This window comes from Pantoea sp. Acro-807, assembly GCF_011752675.1.
In the GTDB taxonomy this organism is placed as follows: Bacteria; Pseudomonadota; Gammaproteobacteria; order Enterobacterales; family Enterobacteriaceae; genus Pantoea; species Pantoea eucrina.
The window spans coordinates 268794-286648 of record NZ_VWXE01000004.1 but is presented as its reverse complement, the minus strand read 5'-3'; the positions used below and the strand labels follow the sequence as shown (position 1 = coordinate 286648).

Annotated in this window: 19 protein-coding genes; 8 read left to right on the top strand and 11 right to left on the bottom strand. The window is 52.0% G+C overall.

Annotated elements, in window-relative coordinates:
• Positions 1-81: 81 nt before the first annotated feature.
• Positions 82-342: a hypothetical protein gene (locus tag F3J39_RS18860; protein WP_071668189.1), complete on the bottom strand. Its 261-nt coding sequence runs from the start codon at positions 340-342 to the stop codon at positions 82-84.
• A 78-nt stretch (positions 343-420) separates the two neighbouring features.
• Positions 421-1098 carry an SOS response-associated peptidase family protein gene (locus F3J39_RS12120; RefSeq protein ID WP_104085746.1) on the bottom strand — a complete coding sequence of 226 codons (678 nt, stop codon included), beginning with the start codon at positions 1096-1098 and terminating at the stop codon, positions 421-423.
• 163 nt (positions 1099-1261) lie between these two features.
• Between F3J39_RS12120 and F3J39_RS12115 the strand changes: the two genes are divergently transcribed.
• Positions 1262-1750: a MarR family transcriptional regulator gene (locus tag F3J39_RS12115; RefSeq protein ID WP_040113792.1), complete on the top strand. Its 489-nt coding sequence runs from the start codon at positions 1262-1264 to the stop codon at positions 1748-1750.
• A 322-nt stretch (positions 1751-2072) separates the two neighbouring features.
• Here the strand turns inward: F3J39_RS12115 and F3J39_RS12110 are convergent, their stop codons facing one another.
• Positions 2073-2309 (bottom strand): hypothetical protein, encoded by a 237-nt coding sequence (locus F3J39_RS12110; protein WP_104085747.1) that lies wholly within the window; start codon positions 2307-2309, stop codon positions 2073-2075.
• A gap of 349 nt (positions 2310-2658) precedes the next feature.
• Between F3J39_RS12110 and F3J39_RS12105 the strand changes: the two genes are divergently transcribed.
• Together F3J39_RS12105 and map are read left to right on the top strand one after the other, a co-directional pair.
• On the top strand, positions 2659-2904 hold the full coding sequence (locus tag F3J39_RS12105; protein ID WP_104085748.1) for a ParD-like family protein: 246 nt from the start codon (positions 2659-2661) through the stop codon (positions 2902-2904).
• Positions 2898-3683 carry a type I methionyl aminopeptidase gene (gene map, locus F3J39_RS12100; RefSeq protein ID WP_071668125.1) on the top strand — a complete coding sequence of 262 codons (786 nt, stop codon included), beginning with the start codon at positions 2898-2900 and terminating at the stop codon, positions 3681-3683. Before F3J39_RS12105 ends, map begins: the two co-directional genes overlap by 7 nt.
• On the opposite strand, the gene F3J39_RS12095 is transcribed toward map, so the two are convergent.
• On the bottom strand, positions 3680-4594 hold the full coding sequence (locus F3J39_RS12095; protein ID WP_104085749.1) for a LysR family transcriptional regulator: 915 nt from the start codon (positions 4592-4594) through the stop codon (positions 3680-3682). The two genes, map and F3J39_RS12095, sit on opposite strands and share 4 nt — an antisense overlap.
• A gap of 133 nt (positions 4595-4727) precedes the next feature.
• Here F3J39_RS12095 and hpxD point away from each other — a divergent pair, with 133 nt between their 5' ends.
• The 4 genes from hpxD (at position 4728) to F3J39_RS12075 (ending at position 8156) form a co-directional block, all read left to right on the top strand.
• Positions 4728-5759, top strand: a complete 1032-nt coding sequence (gene hpxD, locus F3J39_RS12090; protein WP_166714244.1) for a molybdenum cofactor-independent xanthine hydroxylase subunit HpxD — start codon at positions 4728-4730, stop codon at positions 5757-5759.
• 9 nt (positions 5760-5768) lie between these two features.
• The gene (locus F3J39_RS12085) at positions 5769-6737 is read left to right on the top strand and encodes a PDR/VanB family oxidoreductase (protein ID WP_104085751.1); all 969 of its coding nucleotides are present in this window, start codon (positions 5769-5771) and stop codon (positions 6735-6737) included.
• Positions 6738-7172: 435 nt separating this feature from the next.
• Entirely contained in the window at positions 7173-7376 is a 204-nt protein-coding gene (locus F3J39_RS12080) for a general stress protein (protein ID WP_040113773.1), read from the top strand.
• A gap of 513 nt (positions 7377-7889) precedes the next feature.
• Positions 7890-8156: a DksA/TraR family C4-type zinc finger protein gene (locus tag F3J39_RS12075; RefSeq protein ID WP_040113772.1), complete on the top strand. Its 267-nt coding sequence runs from the start codon at positions 7890-7892 to the stop codon at positions 8154-8156.
• 21 nt (positions 8157-8177) lie between these two features.
• Here the strand turns inward: F3J39_RS12075 and F3J39_RS12070 are convergent, their stop codons facing one another.
• The gene (locus F3J39_RS12070) at positions 8178-9233 is read right to left on the bottom strand and encodes a diguanylate cyclase (protein ID WP_071668122.1); all 1056 of its coding nucleotides are present in this window, start codon (positions 9231-9233) and stop codon (positions 8178-8180) included.
• A gap of 343 nt (positions 9234-9576) precedes the next feature.
• Positions 9577-10626, bottom strand: coding sequence for an NAD(P)-dependent alcohol dehydrogenase (locus F3J39_RS12065; protein WP_040113766.1), 1050 nt, complete (start codon positions 10624-10626; stop codon positions 9577-9579).
• Between the two features lie 108 nt (positions 10627-10734).
• Between F3J39_RS12065 and F3J39_RS12060 the strand changes: the two genes are divergently transcribed.
• A complete protein-coding gene (locus F3J39_RS12060) occupies positions 10735-11136 on the top strand; it encodes a helix-turn-helix domain-containing protein (RefSeq protein WP_040113764.1) in 402 nt (133 codons plus the stop codon).
• Positions 11137-11170: 34 nt separating this feature from the next.
• On the opposite strand, the gene F3J39_RS12055 is transcribed toward F3J39_RS12060, so the two are convergent.
• The 5 genes from F3J39_RS12055 to F3J39_RS12035 form a co-directional block, all read right to left on the bottom strand.
• Positions 11171-11992: a Cof-type HAD-IIB family hydrolase gene (locus F3J39_RS12055; RefSeq protein WP_104085752.1), complete on the bottom strand. Its 822-nt coding sequence runs from the start codon at positions 11990-11992 to the stop codon at positions 11171-11173.
• Between the two features lie 242 nt (positions 11993-12234).
• Positions 12235-13341: an ABC transporter substrate-binding protein gene (locus tag F3J39_RS12050; protein WP_071668119.1), complete on the bottom strand. Its 1107-nt coding sequence runs from the start codon at positions 13339-13341 to the stop codon at positions 12235-12237.
• Between the two features lie 258 nt (positions 13342-13599).
• Positions 13600-14571, bottom strand: coding sequence for a ParB family protein (locus F3J39_RS12045; RefSeq protein WP_071668118.1), 972 nt, complete (start codon positions 14569-14571; stop codon positions 13600-13602).
• A 7-nt stretch (positions 14572-14578) separates the two neighbouring features.
• A complete protein-coding gene (locus tag F3J39_RS12040) occupies positions 14579-15778 on the bottom strand; it encodes an AAA family ATPase (RefSeq protein ID WP_104085753.1) in 1200 nt (399 codons plus the stop codon).
• A 1026-nt stretch (positions 15779-16804) separates the two neighbouring features.
• Complete coding sequence (locus tag F3J39_RS12035) at positions 16805-17740, bottom strand: RepB family plasmid replication initiator protein (protein WP_040113754.1); 936 nt, start codon at positions 17738-17740, stop codon at positions 16805-16807.
• Positions 17741-17855 lie beyond the last annotated feature (115 nt).

The following is a 17855-nucleotide window of genomic DNA, read 5'->3' as shown; positions in this document are numbered from 1 at the left end:
TAAAAAAACGGCCTGGCTCACTGAGCCAATTCTGAATGCCGCTGCGCCTGTTGCGCCGCAGAGAACATCGGTACGCACAACTTATTGCGTCACAGCGGCAGACATTTCCTCAACTAATACCAGCGGACACCGCCGCACGCGGCAGGCCTGAGAGTAAGCCAGCGCGCAGACTGCGCACAGGTCACGTACGTCAGATTCATACTCATACTCCATATAGTACCGGAAGCGACTGGTGTGAGTAGCAGTACGCCAGAAACGCTGCGGCTCCAGCAGTTCATCAAGTTGCCTGAAAGTCAGGGCTGACGGGTTATGATACCCGACTCTAACGCGATAAGTTGTCATGCTTCGATTATTGAATGGCATACCGCTGGCTGCAACCGGACACCGGTTTTCATTTCAATAGATAAAATGTATCAGCCACTACTTTTCCGGCACGATCTCTTCAATCAGCTCAGCATCCTGCTGACGTACGCTGCCTACCCGCGTGGTCACCGCATGCCAGCAGAATGCCTCTTCCGGCTCAGCAGCTTCATGAGCAATCTCCTGCGCGCGACGCGCAGAGGTGCTGCTGCTCAGCCATTCATGAACGCCTTCTGCGGTCAGAACCAGCGGGCGGCGATCGTGGATATCGACCATGCCTTTATTGCTGGCGGCGGTCACGATGACAAAGCCTTCATGCCCCTGAACGTGATTAAACGGCGCCTTACCGATGGCAGCAAAAAACAGCGGCGTTTTACGCTGGTGATAAATAAAGAACGGCTGTTTTCTCCCCTTCTCTTTTTTCCACTCAAACCAGCCATCAGCCGGCACTATCGCCCGGCCCTGTTCCCAGAGAGGCTTAAACATCCGGCCGCTGGCCGCGGTTTCGCTGCGGGCATTAATCAAAGGCTGCTTATGCCACCACTCTGGTCCATATCCCCAGTAGACCGGATCCAGCTGCAGCGCCTCTTCGCGTTCGCTGAGCAGTAATACCCGGGTACCAGGCGCAACGTTGTAGCGCCCGATGGGCAACGGATCGTACTGGATTTCGTCCGGCGCAATACCCAGCGCCATAAAATAGTCATCTCTGCTGCTGTACTGCGCGAATCGTCCACACATATCGGCCTCCGGCTGTAAGCATAGGCCAGTTTGCCAGACCCGCGACGGCGACAGCGTTTGTGTCAGGTTACATTGACATCAATTTAATTTGATTCAATACTTGTGGCTGCCCGGACGCAGCGTGCGTTTTCCCTGCCGGCCAGCTCACTAAAATGGATTGTGAATGTGTACTGATATAAATGATCAAAGCGGTGAGCATGATGGTGCGCTTTCTGATGCACCGGTCACCGTCGACCAGTTTCTCTGTTTTGCGCTCTACTCTGCATCGCTGGCGATGACCAAGCTTTATCAGTCCAGACTAAAACCGCTTGGGCTTACCTATCCCCAGTATCTGGTTTTACTGGCGCTGTGGGAAAAAGATGAGGTGACAGTATCGGAGGTTGGCGCACGTGTGCGGCTGGACTCCGGCACGCTCAGCCAGCTGCTGAAGAGACTTGAAGCGGCCGGTTTTATTTTGCGCAAACGTGATGCGGGAGGAGACGAACGCCGGGTACGCATTTTTCTGACGCATGAAGGGCTGCAGCTTAAAAGCAAAGCCGCCGGCGTGCCCGCCGATATGATATCGGTAATGGATACCCCCTATGAAGAGTTGCACGATCTTACCGTAAGAGTGGCAGCCCTGCGGGAGAAGCTGCATCGGGCACTGCCCTGAGCGCAAATAAGAAGCACTCTGCTCAGGAATTGATCTGTGCAGAGTATGTAGTGGCAGCCATGAATATCAGAAAACCAGGCAGAAGGATAAAGCGTGAAACTCAGCGTTTTGGATAACAACAGTGCTATTCATGCCGTCATCGGGCGCGCCGTTTCGTTTTTACGTAAATCAGGGCAGCCTTTGAGTACGGATAACATTCTGACGCGTCTGCGCCAGCAGGAAAAAGAGGCGCTGGATGGGATGAAAGAGATCTACGCGAGCGCGGCGCGCGCCCTGACAGCCAGAAAGCAATAAGTCATGACGGAGCGGTACGCCTCAACGTTTAGTGCAAAGTCTGTTCATTTGATGCCACGTTAATCGCCGGGTGCTCTGCTCCCTGGATTTCCCGGATGGCAAAAAACAGTGAACGGGTTTTTGCGGCGCTCTTCTCTGCTGCCAGCATCTCCTGCAATTTGCTGAGCAAAGCATCATAAGAGACGGGTAACTCCTCATTGAACAGAGCCATTACCGCCTCGCCTATTACTATGTCTACCCATTCACTATCATCTGCTTTGTTCATATTTGCGGTCGCCGGGTCAGTTTACATCTGGAGAAAGGGCTTTTCATACCGCTAAAAAGATACTACAAAATTTATGTCCATTCAGAAACAATCCGTCACTAACATCGGACCAGAGCCTTCCCTTCTCTCTAACCACATGAATAATAAAACGTTAAACTGATACTTGAAATTTTTTACTGCATCTCTGAGAGGCTCGCTTCAGGATAAAGAGTAAACAATTAACAGGCCTGATGTGCGTTTTACCACTGCCTTAACGGCTGCGGCTTTGTTGTATTCGCTGCAGGCACCTTGTTTCTTTCTTTATTGCGGGTAGTATATGCTTCATATATAAAACATATAAGGCACAGCGATGGGCATTGTGAAAATTTCCGATATGATGCACGAAAATCTGCGTATCGCCAGCGGCGCATTGAGCCGTTCAGTCAACGCACAGGCGGAACACTGGATGAAAATGGGCATGCTGGCGGAACTCTATCCTGACAAAGATCATCAGGCGCTGGTCCGGCTGCTCATGCGCATAGAGCGCGACGGGGGCAGCGACCTGGCCGCACTCTTAAACCATCCTCTCTTTCTGACTCAGGAGAAAGCATCGTGAATATTACGCTCCATAATGCCGCTGAAATTGAACAGGCGCGCGCCGCGGGCCAGGCCGCTGCTGCCGTACTGGCGATGATTGGGCCTCATGTGAAGCCGGGTATCAGCACCGACGAACTGGATCGTCTCTGTCACGATTATATCGTTGATGTTTTAAACATCACGCCGGCAAATATCGGCTATCACGGCTATACCCGCACGGTCTGCACGTCAGTTAATCATGTAGTCTGCCACGGTATCCCCGGCCCGAAACGACTGAAAGAGGGCGATATCATTAATATTGATGTCGCGGTCATCAAAGAGGGCTGGTATGGCGATACCAGTCGCATGTACTTTGTGGGCCAGCCTTCAGTTCGTGCCAGACGACTGGTGGATATCACATACGATGCTATGGTAGCGGGTATCAACGTGGTTAAACCCGGCGCCACGCTGGGCGATATCGGTGCAGCCATCCAGCGGGTAGCTGAAGGCGCAGGGTTCTCGGTTGTGCGCGAGTATTGCGGTCATGGCACCGGACGGATCTATCATGATGAACCACAGGTGCTTCATTATGGTACGGCCGGTAAAGGCCTGGCGCTGGAACCCGGCATGATCTTTACTATTGAGCCCATGATCAACGCCGGGAAAGCGGCAACCAGCGTATTGAGTGATGGCTGGACGGTAGTGACCAAAGATCGTTCCCTCTCCGCGCAGTGGGAGCATACCGTTGCGGTTACGGATAACGGCTTTGATCTTCTTACACCCTGGCCGGATGGCACCGGCAGCTACTCTCCGGTTTAGCGCTGAGTGACACTCATCGCGTCAATCACCTCTGTCATCTGCTGAATCAGCATCTGCGCCGCGCGCGAAAGCTGTCGCGACGGTGCGGTGCATAAGGCCAGCGTCAGGGGGCGCATAACGCTGTGCCTGAGCGGTACGAAGCTTAACTCACCCTGTTCAACCTCGGTCATGACATCCAGCAGGCTCAGCACACAGATACCGCTGTTCTGCGCCACCAGCGTATGGATAAGCCGTATATCATTACAGCCGATTACATTTTCAGGCTGGAATCCCTGCCGGTGATAGAGCGCAGTGACGCGCTCATGAACAACCAGTGAGTCGCCCGGCAGAATATGCCGCTCGTGACTCAGTTCACTGAGCGAGACAGCGTCACGGGTGCTGAGCGGATGCCGGTTGTTCATCACCACGCCCATTTCCAGTTCGGCAAAAGCCAGTACATTAAGGCCGCTCTGCCCATCCGGGTCGAGGATCAGACCAAAATCGATTTCAGATTGCCGGATAAGCTGGCTGATGCGCTGGCTGTTATCAACGGTAAGCGTCAGATTCAGCCAGAGGTGCGTCTGCGCCATTGCCGCTATCCGTTCAGCTATCCGGCCCCGGGTCAGAGACTGCACCATTCCCAGAGTGACATTGCCGCGTTTTAGCCCCTGTATCTCATCGAACCGCTGACGCGTAACGCGAAATTCGCGCTGCCAGCGCGTGAGATCGCTGTAGAGCAACTCTCCGGCAGTGGTCATACGCAGACCCTCAGGCAGACGCTCAAACAGCGGCGTGTTAAAGGCGGCCTCTGCCTGCAAAATTTGCCGGTTGATCGCAGAGGCCGACACGTGCAGCTTTTCTGCCGCTTTGCGCAGGCTGCCGCTGCGGGCGACTTCGGTAAAATAGAGAGCGAAGCGGGAGAATGGGCTCATCGTGCACCTGTACACTTTTTTGCAACAGCAGACTGTAATCTTAGCGATGGATCGTAACACAGAAGCGTAATAACAATGTCCTGACAAACATTATGTTTATCACGCTGTGTGAACTGATTATCAGGAGATAACTATGTCCGGTCCGACACCGCCCGCCCACTGCACTTTTGATCCCGAAGACTGGCTGCGCCTTGCGCGCCACTGGCATCCTGTTGCGCGCAGCGGCGATATCAGCAGCGCGCCGGTGAAGGCGACTCTGCTGGATGAACAGCTGGTGCTGTATCGGATTAAGGGGGACGTGGTGGCCGCACGTGATATCTGTCCACATCGTGGCGTACCGCTGACGCTGGGTTTCCATGATGATGAGGGCATTATCTGTCCCTATCACGGCCTGCGTTTTGGGGAAAATGGCCGGTGTAACCGTATTCCATCGAGTCCGGACCAGCCGGTGCCTGCCAAACTGCATCTTACCTCTTATGCCGTGACGGAACGTTTTGGACTGATCTGGGTTTGTCTGGCGCCCGACAGTCAACAGCCGGCAAAACTGCCGACGATGCCGCACTGGGATGACAGCGGGTTTCAGCAAATCAACTGCCCTGGATTTGATGTCGCAGGCTTTGCCGGCCGCCAGGTAGAGGGCTTTCTGGACGTCGCGCATTTTGCCTGGGTGCATACGGACACCTTTGCCGATGCGGCTAACCAGCTGGTGCCGGCATATAACCCGGTTGAAACCGACTACGGCTTCAGCGTGGACTACTGGAGTACCGTCAGTAATTTTGCTGCCGGCAGCCCGCAGCAGGCGCCCGACGGCTTTGAGTGGCTGCGACGTTTTGAGATGCATCTGCCCTTTACGGCCACGCTGACCATTTTCTTCCCTGGCGACGCCCGCCTGACAATCATGAATGCGGCCTCTCCGGTTTCAGCCCGCCAGACGCGCATGTTTGCGCCTATCGCACGCAACTTTGATCTGCACATTCCTCCGGAAGAGGTGCACGCCTTTAACCTGCGCGTTTTTGAGGAGGATCGGCTGATGGTGGAGACCCAGCGCCCTGAACGTCTGCCGCTGGATCTTACGCTGGAGGCGCATATTCCGGCCGATCGCAGTTCAGTGGCCTACCGGCGCGGGCTAAAACGTATGGGATTTGGTGAATTTTTTCTGGTGTGAGGGGCGGCAATGAACGAACTGATTAATGTGGTGACAGACGGCATCTGGCGTCAGGGCCGCCGTAACCTGAGCGTCAGGCTGATGACGACAGACGGGCAATTGCTGCCCGCATGGCAGGCAGGTGCGCACATTGATGTGCATCTGCAGCCGGGAATGATCCGGCAATATTCACTGACCGGAGCGGAAAACAGACGTGACTGCTATGAAATTTGTGTGGCGCTTGAGGCTGAGTCGCGCGGTGGGTCGCGCTACATACATGAAACGCTGCGCCCGGGCATGCAGCTTGCTATTTCTCCGCCACGTAATCTTTTTCCGCTGGTCGCTGCCAGGAAGGTTATCCTGCTGGCCGCAGGCATCGGCATTACTCCGCTTTCTGTGATGGCACAGGCGCTGGAGGCAGCAGGCCAGGCGTTTGAACTGCACTATTATCTCAGAGAGCGGGGCGATGAGGCGTTTGCAGCACTCCTGAACCAGAATTTTGCGCACGGCGTTTGTCACATCTGGTACAGCAGTGAGGGTGTCAGCGCCCGCACTCATCAGCCTGAGAGTATCGCTCGCTATCAGCCCGGCGCACATATCTATCTCTGTGGTCCGCTGCCTTTTATGTCCCATCTGCAGCTTCAGGCTGAAACCTGCGGCTGGCCTCCTGAGGCGATTCATACAGAGGCATTTAAAGCAGCCGCACCGCAGCAGGTAACTGAGCAAGGCGCAGCGTTCACTATAACCCTGGCGCGATCGGGCAGAAGCTGGCTGGTTCCGCCGGACCGTTCCATTGCAGCAGTGCTGACTGAACAGGGTGTGGAGGTTGCGCTGTCATGTGAAATGGGTATGTGCGGAGCCTGTCTGACACCTGTTACTGAAGGCCAGCCGGACCATCGCGATACGGTTCAGTCTGACAAAGAAAAAGCGGCGCCCTCCCAGTGTATTGCACTCTGCTGCTCCCGCAGCCATACCGTCAGCCTGACAATCGATCTCTGAACAGCCGGCTGCTGACCCGGCCAGCAGCCTGGCCTCCCCTGCCCCGATAAACACGCCTGTTATCATCTATCATTTTCTGTCTATTTTTAGTCCCGGCTTATGTTCCGGTCCTCAATACTCTGTCACGAAAAAAATAAACGAAGCGCAAATGAATACCTGCACCCTTTTATTGCATGACGTAATGCTGTGCCCGGCTAATTGTCACAACTTTTCATTAAACCTTTTCAGGACGCAAAGAACGCTTTCCTTTATCAAAGTAAAATGCTAACTATTCACCTGCGTTAGATTAAGATAACAGAATCGCTTAAGATCGATTCTTACTTAAACAAACGACCCGTCGTAAATTAAAAAGTCAGGATAAATTCTGTCTTGAACATGGTAAAAACAGCGCTACATTTATTTTTGCCACAAGTCAGCATGAACAGAGAGGAAAAAATGCAGGATTCCAGCAATAACCCGGAAGAAGCTGAAAAAACCAAACCACGCCGCGGTGGTGCAGGTAACTTTGCTGCTAACAAAGAACGTGCTGCCGAGGCAGGCCGCAAGGGCGGCCAGGTCAGCGGTGGCAACTTCAGAAACGATCCTGAACGGGCTATTGAAGCGGGCAGAAAAGGAGGGAAGATCAGCCGTCGTAAGTAAACTTATACAGAGCCCGATATCTCTGCACTTCATTTAATTCTGAAAATGACACTCTCCTGACATCGTTTACGCTTCGCTTACGCGAAAGAATTAACCTGTCAGGAGAGTTATTTTTTCATTCGGAGAAGAATTTTCGATTAAAACTTGATCGATACCCTTTTTTACCGCTTCGCTTTATTAACAAAAAAACGTTCTATATTTTCTGACTGACTTACAAATGGCATTTTTATTAACCAGCAACATGAATGGATATATTTGTACAACGCACAACCCTTTGTACACTTTTATTAAAAATATAAACCCATACTACAACGCATTTTAAATAATAAACGACCTAACTCTATATTTAATAAAGAAAAATTGCATTAATGATGCATCTTATCGTTGCCTGCGCAAATGCCGGGTATTTCGTTTGAGGAGGCAGCAATGAGGGATGACTGCAACCGCACGCAAAGTGCGACGCGTGCATCACCGCTGACTATAGTTAATATTCAGCAACGATAAGGGGGCTTTATGGCAGGTGGCTGGTCGGAAGATGGCGCAGTCCAGAAACAGATTGATGCGACGGTTGATGATGCTATCGCCCGGGCGCGAAGTCATCTTAAGCAGGGTGACAGTGCACGCTTCTGTGATGAGTGTGGAGAACCGATACCCGAAGCACGTCGCGCGGCACTGCCCGGCGTACGCTACTGTATCCAGTGTCAGTCTGAACTGGATAAGAAAGAAGCCAGCAGTAGCGGTTATAATCGCCGGGGCAGTAAAGACAGCCAGCTGCGTTAGCCTGGCGCAGACTTGTGTTACTCAGCTCCAGAGCAGAACGTCGTTACGCCCTGCCCGCTTTACCTGATAGAGGGCCTCATCCGCATGGCGCAGCCAGTCGCGCAGAGAATCAGCGCTGCTCGCAGGAGCGATACCGATGCTAACCGTGCAGTGAAAATCAGGAGCGGCAGGCAAAGCAACCTGCGCTATTTTTTCACGCAGTCGCCTGGCGAGAGCAACCACGGTTTCATCACTGGCATGGTGAACAATAACGCTTAGCTCATCACCTCCCAGACGCGCGGGTATATCCTGAATACCGACATAGTTGCGCAGCAGAGCGGAAATTTCTGCCAGCAGAAAGTCTCCGGCTTCATGCCCCCAGGTGTCATTGACGGCCTTGAAATGGTCCAGATCCAGCAGCAGCAGATAGCCGTTACTGTCGCCACGCCGCGTACTTAAAAACTCACTCTCCAGCCGTCGTTCAAATAGCCGTCGGTTAGGGATCTGCAGGCCCGGATCCATCAGAGCTACGCGCTCCAGTTCGCGATTACGCTTGCGCAGCTGCCAGGTCAGATTATAAGAAGCGATACTCAGCGCCAGCATGTAACAGCTGGCGAGCGGCAGCGTCAGCCACACCGTCTGCGTCGTAAAGGCACTCTCTATCCGTGCACCATCGAGTATCCACACCGACAGGAAAGCCACTATAAACGCTTTAATAGCGGAGATGAGAAGCGTACTGCCTCCCGCCGCATAGCGATCTGAGGCCAGTACGGCCATGATAATCACCGAGGGCACCGGAGTGAGCGACATCAGCGCCACCCATATCCCGCCAAAAGCGGCATCGAGCGTAAGGTTGTTACGTTCAGCGCTGGTCGGATCTTCAGCGCGCAGTGCACGCTGGCAGGCAAGCCACGGCCAGGCAAAGGCATTAATGAACAGTAAAGCACTGTAGAACAGCTCGCGCTGCGTATCGAGCAGCACAGAAAGAATAGGAAAGAAACAGAGTACAGTACCGAGCTGACGCATAAAAAACATGCGCCGGACGAAACGTCTCGATCGTTTTTTCAGATGATCATCATCAGGGGTGTAATAGTTCATTCTAAGATAAATCTGATCAACAGGAACTGCAGTTTATCGGGAAAAAGGCGCAGACAGCGAATTATTTTGACGCTTCCCCCTTATCGATTGAAGTTACCGTGCTTATGTAATTACGCTGGCGCACATCGGCTGTTTTTACCATCATCCTTTCATTGATAAAATAATTATACTTATCAAACAGATAAGCTGGATAAATCTGACAGCCTGAAATAAATGCTGCACTATTCAGACTGCCAGTAAAGCCCGGCTTAAGAGATTATTTTTTTCAGATTACATCGTTTAACATGTCACCTGAAGAGCCTCTGTTGGCGATTTCAGGCTGAAATCGCTGTTAATCATAGACTTACCATTGAGTCGCTTGCATATCGATGACAAAACGATAGTGCACATCGCCGCGTAGCATACGCTCAAATGCCTGTTCTATCTCATCCCCGGTAATAGTCTCGATATCCGCCACAATATTATGCTGGCCGCAGAAATCGAGCATCTCCTGCGTTTCCTGTACGCTGCCGATTGAAGAGCCAGTGATGCTCAGCCTGCGGAAAACCATTGGGGTGATATCCGGCGAAATATGTGGCCGATCCGGAATACCTACCAGCACCATACGTCCATTGGTTTTCAGCGTGGCAAGATAGGGATTAAGGTCGTGCGGAGCTGCCACGCAATTGATGATGATATCCAGCGAAGTCTGGCAGGCTGCCATCTCCTCCTCATTGCGAGATACCACTACCCGACTGGCCCCCAGGCGCAGTGCATCGTCGCGCTTGGCGGCAGAAGTGGTAAACAGAGTGACGTCTGCCCCCATTGCGCTGGCCAGCTTAACCGCCATGTGTCCAAGTCCGCCCAGTCCAACCACGCCCACACGGTCGCCTGCTTTAACATTGAAATGGCGTAATGGCGACCAGACCGTAACCCCGGCGCAGAGAAGCGGTGCTACCCCGGCTGGTGGCAGATTTTGCGGAACGGCGACCACGAAGTGCTCATCGACAATTACGCTCTCAGCGTATCCTCCCCAGGTGGTGCCGCCGGTGTACTTGTCGGTTCCGTTATAGGTCGCGGTAAAACCCGCTTCACAATATTGCTCTTCATGCTGCTGACAGAAATGGCAGGTCCGGCAGGAATCCACCATTACGCCAACGCCAACCAGATCGCCTGGCCTGAATTTGCTGACTTCACTGCCCGCCTCCGTTACCCGGCCAACAATCTCATGTCCCGGTACCAGCGGATAGCGGCTGACGCCCCATTCATTACGCGCCATGTGCAGATCAGAATGGCAGACGCCGCAATAGAGGATCTCAATTTTGACATCCTGTTTTTGCAGCGGGCGCAGCGCGACGCTATCGGACGTCAGGGGTGCGGTTGCATTATGTGCAACCAGTGCATTGATTTTCATTGTGCCTCCGGCAAAGATGGCTTAATAAGCTGAGAGGCGGCAGACTATAGTGAATGCGAAAAAGAATTAACAGTAGGCACCAAACGGTGACCTTATAAGGAGTCAGGCATGCCAGCCTGGGAAGAGGGTAAACTGGTCTTTTATGCGGATTCACCTCCGCGCAGACTGCTGGAGCTGTTCTCTGTCAAATGGAGCACGATGGTGCTGCATGCGCTTTATCACTGGCCAGATCACTGTGCCAGAACCGGCGAGCTGCAGCGCAGCCTGCAGGGCATATCAAAAAAAATGCTGTTTCAGACGCTAAAAGCGCTGGAACAGCGCGGCCTGGTTGAACGGCGGGAATATGACGTTACGCCCGCTAAAGTCGACTACCGGCTCACCCCGCTGGGAATGACATTTGCCCGACCGGTGGAGGAGATGTATACGTGGGGGCTTAAGAACCAGGCCGCGCTGGATAGTATGGAGGCTAATCTGCACGCTGCCCGGCTTAAAGCTGAGTCAGAGGAGTAACAGAGCCGCCGCGGGCGGCTCTGTCAGGTCAGACTTAGTTAAACGGCGTTTCCCGGGCCAGCAGGCGCGCAATGACGTTGAGTGCGCCCTCTTCGTTATTGTTCTGCGTACGATAGCGGGCGACTGCCGCAACCGACGGGGCAGCGTTATCCATGGCAAAGCTGTAGCAGGCCTGTCGCAACATCTCGATATCATTTGCGCTGTCGCCAATCGCCAGCACCTCACAATCATCAATGCCCCATTTTTGCTGCAGCATGGCAATGCCGTGCGCTTTATGACAGCCAGGAATAATCAGGTCAATAAAGCCGAATCCGCTGGAGACCGGATGCATAATGTTCTCAATTGCGCTCAGCTCATGATGCAGCCGCGCCATCAGCGCCTCAACGCCTTCATGCTCAAGATTTAATGAGAATTTAAAAATGGTGTCGTCGATGCTGCTCAGATCGTCGCGCTTTTCCAGCCGGCGATAGTGATTGCTGAGTTTATTCACCACATGTTCAGGCATAGAGGTGTGCACATAGGCGCTGTTACGACCGCAGACCACGACGCTGATATCAGGCTCTTTCGCCAGGATAGTCAGGATCTGCTCTACCCGCTCAGGCGCCAGCTCTCCGCAAAACAGTTCCTCATTGCAGTCTGAGACCCAGGCGCCGTTTTCAGCAACAAACGCGATCTCATCCTTGATATCAGGAAAATAGTGTTGCAGCTGATAATACTGATTGCCGCTGGCAACAACAAAGCGGATCCCTTTCTCTTTGAGCAGTGCGTACTGGCGGGCAAAACGCTGCTGATTATAGTGCTTGTTATCATCAAGGAAGGTGCCATCCATATCTACTGCAATCATCTTAACTGCCATTACTCTCTCCCATATAGAATCTGCCGTCAGCCCGTCCGGCCTGTTATAGAGTATAAGCTTACTCGCGACGTGGATTAATGAGAATGTTAATAGTGACGATGTTCACTGCTTTCAGAGATTTCTCGCTGGCAGACGCGGAGCATCTGTATGGTTTACTGATTACAGTGAATAAGATGAGTTGCACAGCGTAAGATGCCAGGCAAAGAAGGTTGCCGGCGGCGCATTAAGGCCGCCCGGCTCAATCAGTTATTGTCAGGATAGCTCAGGGTAATAGCGTCATCTGGCAGATGCGTGAAGGTTTTAACCAGCTGGTGATAATCGGCAACCGGATTCAGCGCGGCAAACTGCTGCGGATAGAGATCTTTCGCCAGGATTTCCATGCCGATGATATTCCACGGATGGTTGTAGAAATGGTGATAGATACCATAAGCCCGGTTCTGCTTCACCGGCTCAATCTGTGCCACGCCGGTACGGCGCGTCAGGGTCTGGAAGGTTGCAGTGACCTCCTGAGGCTTAACCCCATAGCCAAACGGTAACACGTTGCTGTTAGGCCGTTTAGAACCGGTCATGATATAGACATCAGGCTTCATCGCGATGATTTTTTCCAGCGAAACAAAACCTGAGTTGCCCGGTAAAAGTGCAGAACCGATATTTTTGCCTCCTACCGCTTCGACCAGTCCGCCCCAGCCGTTATGACTGTGCGTAAAACAGCAGTTATCGCTGTTGCCGGCAATAGGCTCGATAAACACCGTGGGTTTCTTTTCAATGCCGCTGACTTTATTCGTAATAGCGGACATTTTTTGCTGATAGAAAGTTGTATAGTCCCGGGCCTGCTCTTCGCGGTTAAGGATCTGCCCAAGCAGAGAAACACTTTTAGCTGTGTTCTGCGCCGGGTGCAGTTCATAGTCTACAAACACAACCGGGATGTGCAGATTTTCAAGCGTCCTGACCACACCAGACTGGATCAACGCCGGTTTTGCACGTAACTGTGCAATCATCACATCCGGCTGCTGCGCCAGCACGCTTTCAAGGTTGACCTGACCCTGGTCGTTGAATCCCATATCAACAATTTTTTCCGCCTGCGGCCAGCGTGCTTTCAGCATTTCCCAGGTTTGCGTATCCTGTTTTTTAGGCAGGTTATTCCAGGCTACAACGCGTTCAAAAGGATTATCACGATCGAGCAGAGCCAGCGTCAGTACATCACGCCCATCCTGTAAAATAATATGGCGAGGCTCTTTAGAAAACGTATGTTGCTGTCCATCCAGATCGGTGATGGTCAGTGGATAGGTGGTGGCTGACGCTGATAAAGCCACACCCAGGCTCAGCGCCACGCCGCAAATAACTTTCATTTGAACTCCGTTCGTTACTGAATAGTAATTATTATCATCTAATTTATCATAACTGGTAAAGCCGGAGCAGGGTCCGTGCGGGTGCGGTTGTAACGGAATGCGTCATCCTGCCGGATAAAGGCTCTCTTTTGTTACGTAAAACAGCCTGAAACAGTGGCGATTTCAGGCTGAAATTTTTAGCTCAAATCTATAACTGACAATCACTTAGGCGTGAAAAAGGGGTGGCGAAAGCAAATAAACCGCCCGCAGGCGGTATGGTTACTGCTCCAGATATTTAGCAAGCGTGCTGCTGATGACCTTATCCAGCTCATCCTGTAGCTCTTTAGGCTGGCGATTAAATTCATAACTGAAGGTGCGCCCTTTGGATTTTTTCCGGGCAAAGCGATCTTTGTCAGCAAAGTCCCAGAGCGACGTCGTCACGACTTTCTCTTTTCCCGGAGCCTCAAGCAGTGCGTTACTGCCATTGCGCACCAGACGCAAAATGGCATTCTTCACTTCATCTTCAGCCAGACCATCTTCAGAGGCAATCTCATCAATATCCGCGCTGATAGTCTCTACCAGCGTGGTTATGCTCTGTTGCTTCTCCTGAAGCCTTTCACATGCCTGCAGCAGCAGCTTATAGTCCGGATAGGCGAGTTCAGCATGGTTAGGAAACAGCATGATCAGTTCAGCCGGCACACTCGCGGCCTGTAAGGCGCGTGTCACTTTAGCCTGTGACAGTCCCTGTTGCTCAGCAATCTCTTTTTGCGACAGGCCACTCTGCTTTAGAGCCAGCAGGCGCAGACCTACTTCACGCAAATTATGCTCACGCGCAGTCTGAATATCCTGAGCCAGGCGACGTGCTTCTTCGGCAGAGATATCCTCATCAGTCACCAGTATGCTCAGACCCGTTTTGCAGAACAGCGCGGCAGCGCGACGGCGGGAGCCATCAAGTACTTCAATGCGCTCACCGCGCTTTACCCCGATGGCGGGAAAAAACTGCTGCAGTTTGATCGTACGAATGATGTCACGCAGCGATTCTGGCGTCAGGCCAGACTGGTCGCGACCGTTGGTCTCCTGCACGACAAAAGTCTTTGCTTCCACATCGCGGGCAGAGACGTGCTGAAGTGAGAACAGCGCGCGTTTGCCGGTATTCAGCACAAACGTTTGCGTATGTTCTGCAGCAGTGTGTTCATTTTGCAGAGGTGACTGGCTGAAAGTACGGCCAATAGTAATGCGTTTTGCGCTCATCTTAACCTCAGTTCAAACGAATAAATTCAATACGGTCAAATACGGCTTTGGCAAAATCCTCTGCAGCCGATCGCGCGTTTTTCAGTGCCTCACTGCTGCCCACATAGGTAGAAGGGTTAGCTGAAATCACCGTATCAAACGACTCACCGCAGCGCTCAAATCCGTCAAGCCGCGGCAGCGCCGCGTCCAGCATATCGCCACCGAAAATCTCTTTAGCCAGGCTGTGGCACATCTTATGATCGGCTTTGTTGGAGAGTTTCGACATAAAGCCGATATTGCCCTGCAGCCGGCATTCAGCCCCTGAGGCTTCAATAATCTCTACCAGCTCAGGCAGTCGGGTAAGGTATTTGAGCGTCGAATGAAAATCGACCTGCGCAGGCGGAACGGGCGTCATCAGCAAATCAGAAGCAGCAATCGCATTTTTGAGAAACGCATCCAGATGCGGGCCGCTATCAATAAAAATGAAGTCATAATCTTTTTTGAGCTTTGCCACAACGTTTTCATACAGCACAGCGTGCACGTTCTGCCCTGGCAGGTGTTCATGACAAAGCTCCTCCCAGCGTGAAGCGATAAACGCATCATCAATTGAAGCGGGCAGTACATCCACGCCCGGGATGATTGAGGGCACAATAAAGTCGCTTTTCAGCTCTTCGCCGCTGACATTCTGCAGCATCGCCTGGGCGGCAGTGGCTTCTACCAGACCCACTGAACGTTCATGATTCAGAAACATGGTGGCCGAAGATTGCGGATCCAGATCGATGACCAGAATACGTAAATCTTCAAACAGCATATGCGGATGCGCCCGCAGCGCATGTGCCAGCGAGACGGTTGAGACCGTTTTGGAGACGCCACCTTTCAGATTGCCAACGAAGAGGGTATAGGCTTCCGCGTGGCGATCGCGATATTTAGGTACGCCCCGGTGATGGTAGATATCGACAATGTTTTCAATCGACATCGCATATTTGGTGGAGCTGCCGGCAGCGCGTTTATCAAACACGTAGCCATTTTCTTCCATCTCATTGACCGCATAATCAACGCTGGCGCGCGTCAGTTTTGGCAGTTTAGCCAGCGCGGCTTTCGCATAGACCTGATAAAACGTATTTTCTTTGAGTTCTTCTTTTTGTGCCTGAATCTGCTCGGTGAGACTCATCAGCATTCTTTCTGAACGTTGAGCAACCTTCAGAATCTGCTTCTCATCATTAGCCATACCTGCTCCACACATGTAGGATTTATGACTTTATACTTAAATCCTGCACATAAGGCAATTACTTATCCTGTAAACCGGAATGCTTAATTATGCCTGCAGAATGTATTGCCCGCAGCATTCACTGTAATCAGTAGCCGCTAAACGTTCACTGTAATCAGCAAACGTAAAGTTGCAGGCGTTCAGATATAAGTCGGAAGTCCAAAGATTCACTGTAATCAGTAAATGAGGGCGCAGCGTTCACTGTAATCAGTAAAAGATTCACTGCAGGCTGCTGCAAACACGCTGTGTGAAGCAGGCTCTGGCCGGTATCTCTCTGCACGTTCACTGTAGTCAATAGTCAGCTGTTAAAAACAGAGGAGACCCTCTTCGGCAGCATTCACTGTAGTCAGCATTCTCCGGCAAATTAGCCTCTCTCTGGCTGTAACGTTCACTGTAATCAGGAGAGCCACAGAACGCGGTCGTTTAGCATCACCGGCACCTGGATCGTCTATACGCAGCACGTTCACTGTAATCAGTAGCGGATGCCCGCTCTCACTGCATTAAAGCCTGGCCACATTCACTGTAGTCAGTAACGGCCCGTCTTATCGCTGGCAGCGTTCACTATAATCAGCAGACAGGTCCGCAGGCGGCCTGGGCAATAGAGCGGGCCGTAAAAGGTATTGCTTTCAGCTGTCGTAACGCTATCTGGCCCTCTGCTGATTACAGTGAACAGCAGCTGTGTCCTCTATACAGTGGTCACAGCAGGGCAGGGCAGAGGGTTAGCAGGCGTTCACTGTAATCAGTAAACAGAGCGGGATTAAGCTGCCTGAAAAGATATGTTAGTGCTTACTATCAATTTATGCTACGTCTGGTGCATACCGTGCCTGATTGTTCCCAGCCTGGCTAAAGAAGTCTACTGTTTACAGTGAACGTTACTGATTACAGTGAACAGCCAGCCTGCATGGGGAACATTAAGGAGCAGAGTAGCGCTGCACGGCTGATACGGCACAGCGGCGGGAAAAGATGTTTTGCTGATTACAGTGAACATCACGACTCGTCGTCAAACTCGATCTCATCCAGCACGTCGATGCTCTCCAGATTTCCGATACCATCCAGCTTGGGCGTCCTGCTATGGATGATGAAAAACACTGAACGTCCACGCTTAATCTCGGAATAGTCGAGATAGCCTATCTCTTTCAGCTGCTCCATAGCACGCCGCACCACATGGTTCTGCGTGGTGGTTTTCGATCCCAGGTTAAGACGCATACGCAGTCGCGCCAGCGAGATAGGGGCCGGATTAACAGGAAGGCTTTCCAGATAGGTATAGAGCGCCTGAGCAGACTCTTTACGTTTCAGGCGCGAAATGGCCCGCAACTGAAGCAGAACCTTGTGATCAAAGTTATATAACTCAAACAGCTTCGGATCGGCCTGAATGCGAACCAGATCTTTTTCCCGATCGTAATAGGCAGATTGTACAAGGTGAGTATGATAAGCCTTGCCGTTACCTTCAAAAGAGAGCGTATTGGTTGCAATGCGCCGTAATGAGGCATCCAGGCGCCTGCGCAGGGCTGCAGAGGAGTTCGCTGACGGAATACCACACATCTTAACGAAATCGATAAAAGGTAGCGTGACCGTGTCGCCTTTGGTCGGATAACGGGAGAAAGATTGAATAATCCCTGCCCAGGTTTTGAAATCGTTATCCATATCCAGTCTGGCACCGGTTATGGTGATCTTCTCATACCCTTCCGCTTTTACCAGCGAGAGGTTTTTCAGCTCTTTGGTCGCATCAGTGGAGGCCATAGCCCCGGATTTGCCGCGAGCAGTGGATTTAAGGGTGGGAACAAACAATCCCAGACGCATCAGTGCCACAGGCTGGACAGTATTATTCTTGTTAGGATGGAGCTGGATAACTTCGCCACTGTTTTTTGTCACCGACAGAAAAGGTTCCAGTAACGCCTTGTTTTTACTCTCTTTGTCTGCCATGGCATGAGATCTTCATTTTGTGGATGAAAGGGATCGTTTTCTGATTACAGTGAACATTAGCACTGATTATAGTGAATATTCCACAGAGTACAGTGAATATAGCACTGATTACAGT

Coding starts and splice junctions, on each gene's coding strand:
- F3J39_RS12075 (WP_040113772.1), top strand. CDS start 7,890: ATGGCAGGTGGCTGGTCGGAAGATGGCGCAGTCCAGAAACAGATTGAT.
- F3J39_RS12120 (WP_104085746.1), bottom strand. CDS start 1,098: ATGTGTGGACGATTCGCGCAGTACAGCAGCAGAGATGACTATTTTATG.
- F3J39_RS12070 (WP_071668122.1), bottom strand. CDS start 9,233: ATGAACTATTACACCCCTGATGATGATCATCTGAAAAAACGATCGAGA.
- F3J39_RS12115 (WP_040113792.1), top strand. CDS start 1,262: ATGTGTACTGATATAAATGATCAAAGCGGTGAGCATGATGGTGCGCTT.
- F3J39_RS12110 (WP_104085747.1), bottom strand. CDS start 2,309: ATGAACAAAGCAGATGATAGTGAATGGGTAGACATAGTAATAGGCGAG.
- F3J39_RS12105 (WP_104085748.1), top strand. CDS start 2,659: ATGGGCATTGTGAAAATTTCCGATATGATGCACGAAAATCTGCGTATC.
- F3J39_RS12060 (WP_040113764.1), top strand. CDS start 10,735: ATGCCAGCCTGGGAAGAGGGTAAACTGGTCTTTTATGCGGATTCACCT.
- F3J39_RS18860 (WP_071668189.1), bottom strand. CDS start 342: ATGACAACTTATCGCGTTAGAGTCGGGTATCATAACCCGTCAGCCCTG.
- F3J39_RS12080 (WP_040113773.1), top strand. CDS start 7,173: ATGCAGGATTCCAGCAATAACCCGGAAGAAGCTGAAAAAACCAAACCA.
- F3J39_RS12040 (WP_104085753.1), bottom strand. CDS start 15,778: ATGGCTAATGATGAGAAGCAGATTCTGAAGGTTGCTCAACGTTCAGAA.
- F3J39_RS12065 (WP_040113766.1), bottom strand. CDS start 10,626: ATGAAAATCAATGCACTGGTTGCACATAATGCAACCGCACCCCTGACG.
- hpxD (WP_166714244.1), top strand. CDS start 4,728: ATGTCCGGTCCGACACCGCCCGCCCACTGCACTTTTGATCCCGAAGAC.
- F3J39_RS12045 (WP_071668118.1), bottom strand. CDS start 14,571: ATGAGCGCAAAACGCATTACTATTGGCCGTACTTTCAGCCAGTCACCT.
- F3J39_RS12055 (WP_104085752.1), bottom strand. CDS start 11,992: ATGGCAGTTAAGATGATTGCAGTAGATATGGATGGCACCTTCCTTGAT.
- F3J39_RS12095 (WP_104085749.1), bottom strand. CDS start 4,594: ATGAGCCCATTCTCCCGCTTCGCTCTCTATTTTACCGAAGTCGCCCGC.
- F3J39_RS12085 (WP_104085751.1), top strand. CDS start 5,769: ATGAACGAACTGATTAATGTGGTGACAGACGGCATCTGGCGTCAGGGC.
- F3J39_RS12035 (WP_040113754.1), bottom strand. CDS start 17,740: ATGGCAGACAAAGAGAGTAAAAACAAGGCGTTACTGGAACCTTTTCTG.
- F3J39_RS12050 (WP_071668119.1), bottom strand. CDS start 13,341: ATGAAAGTTATTTGCGGCGTGGCGCTGAGCCTGGGTGTGGCTTTATCA.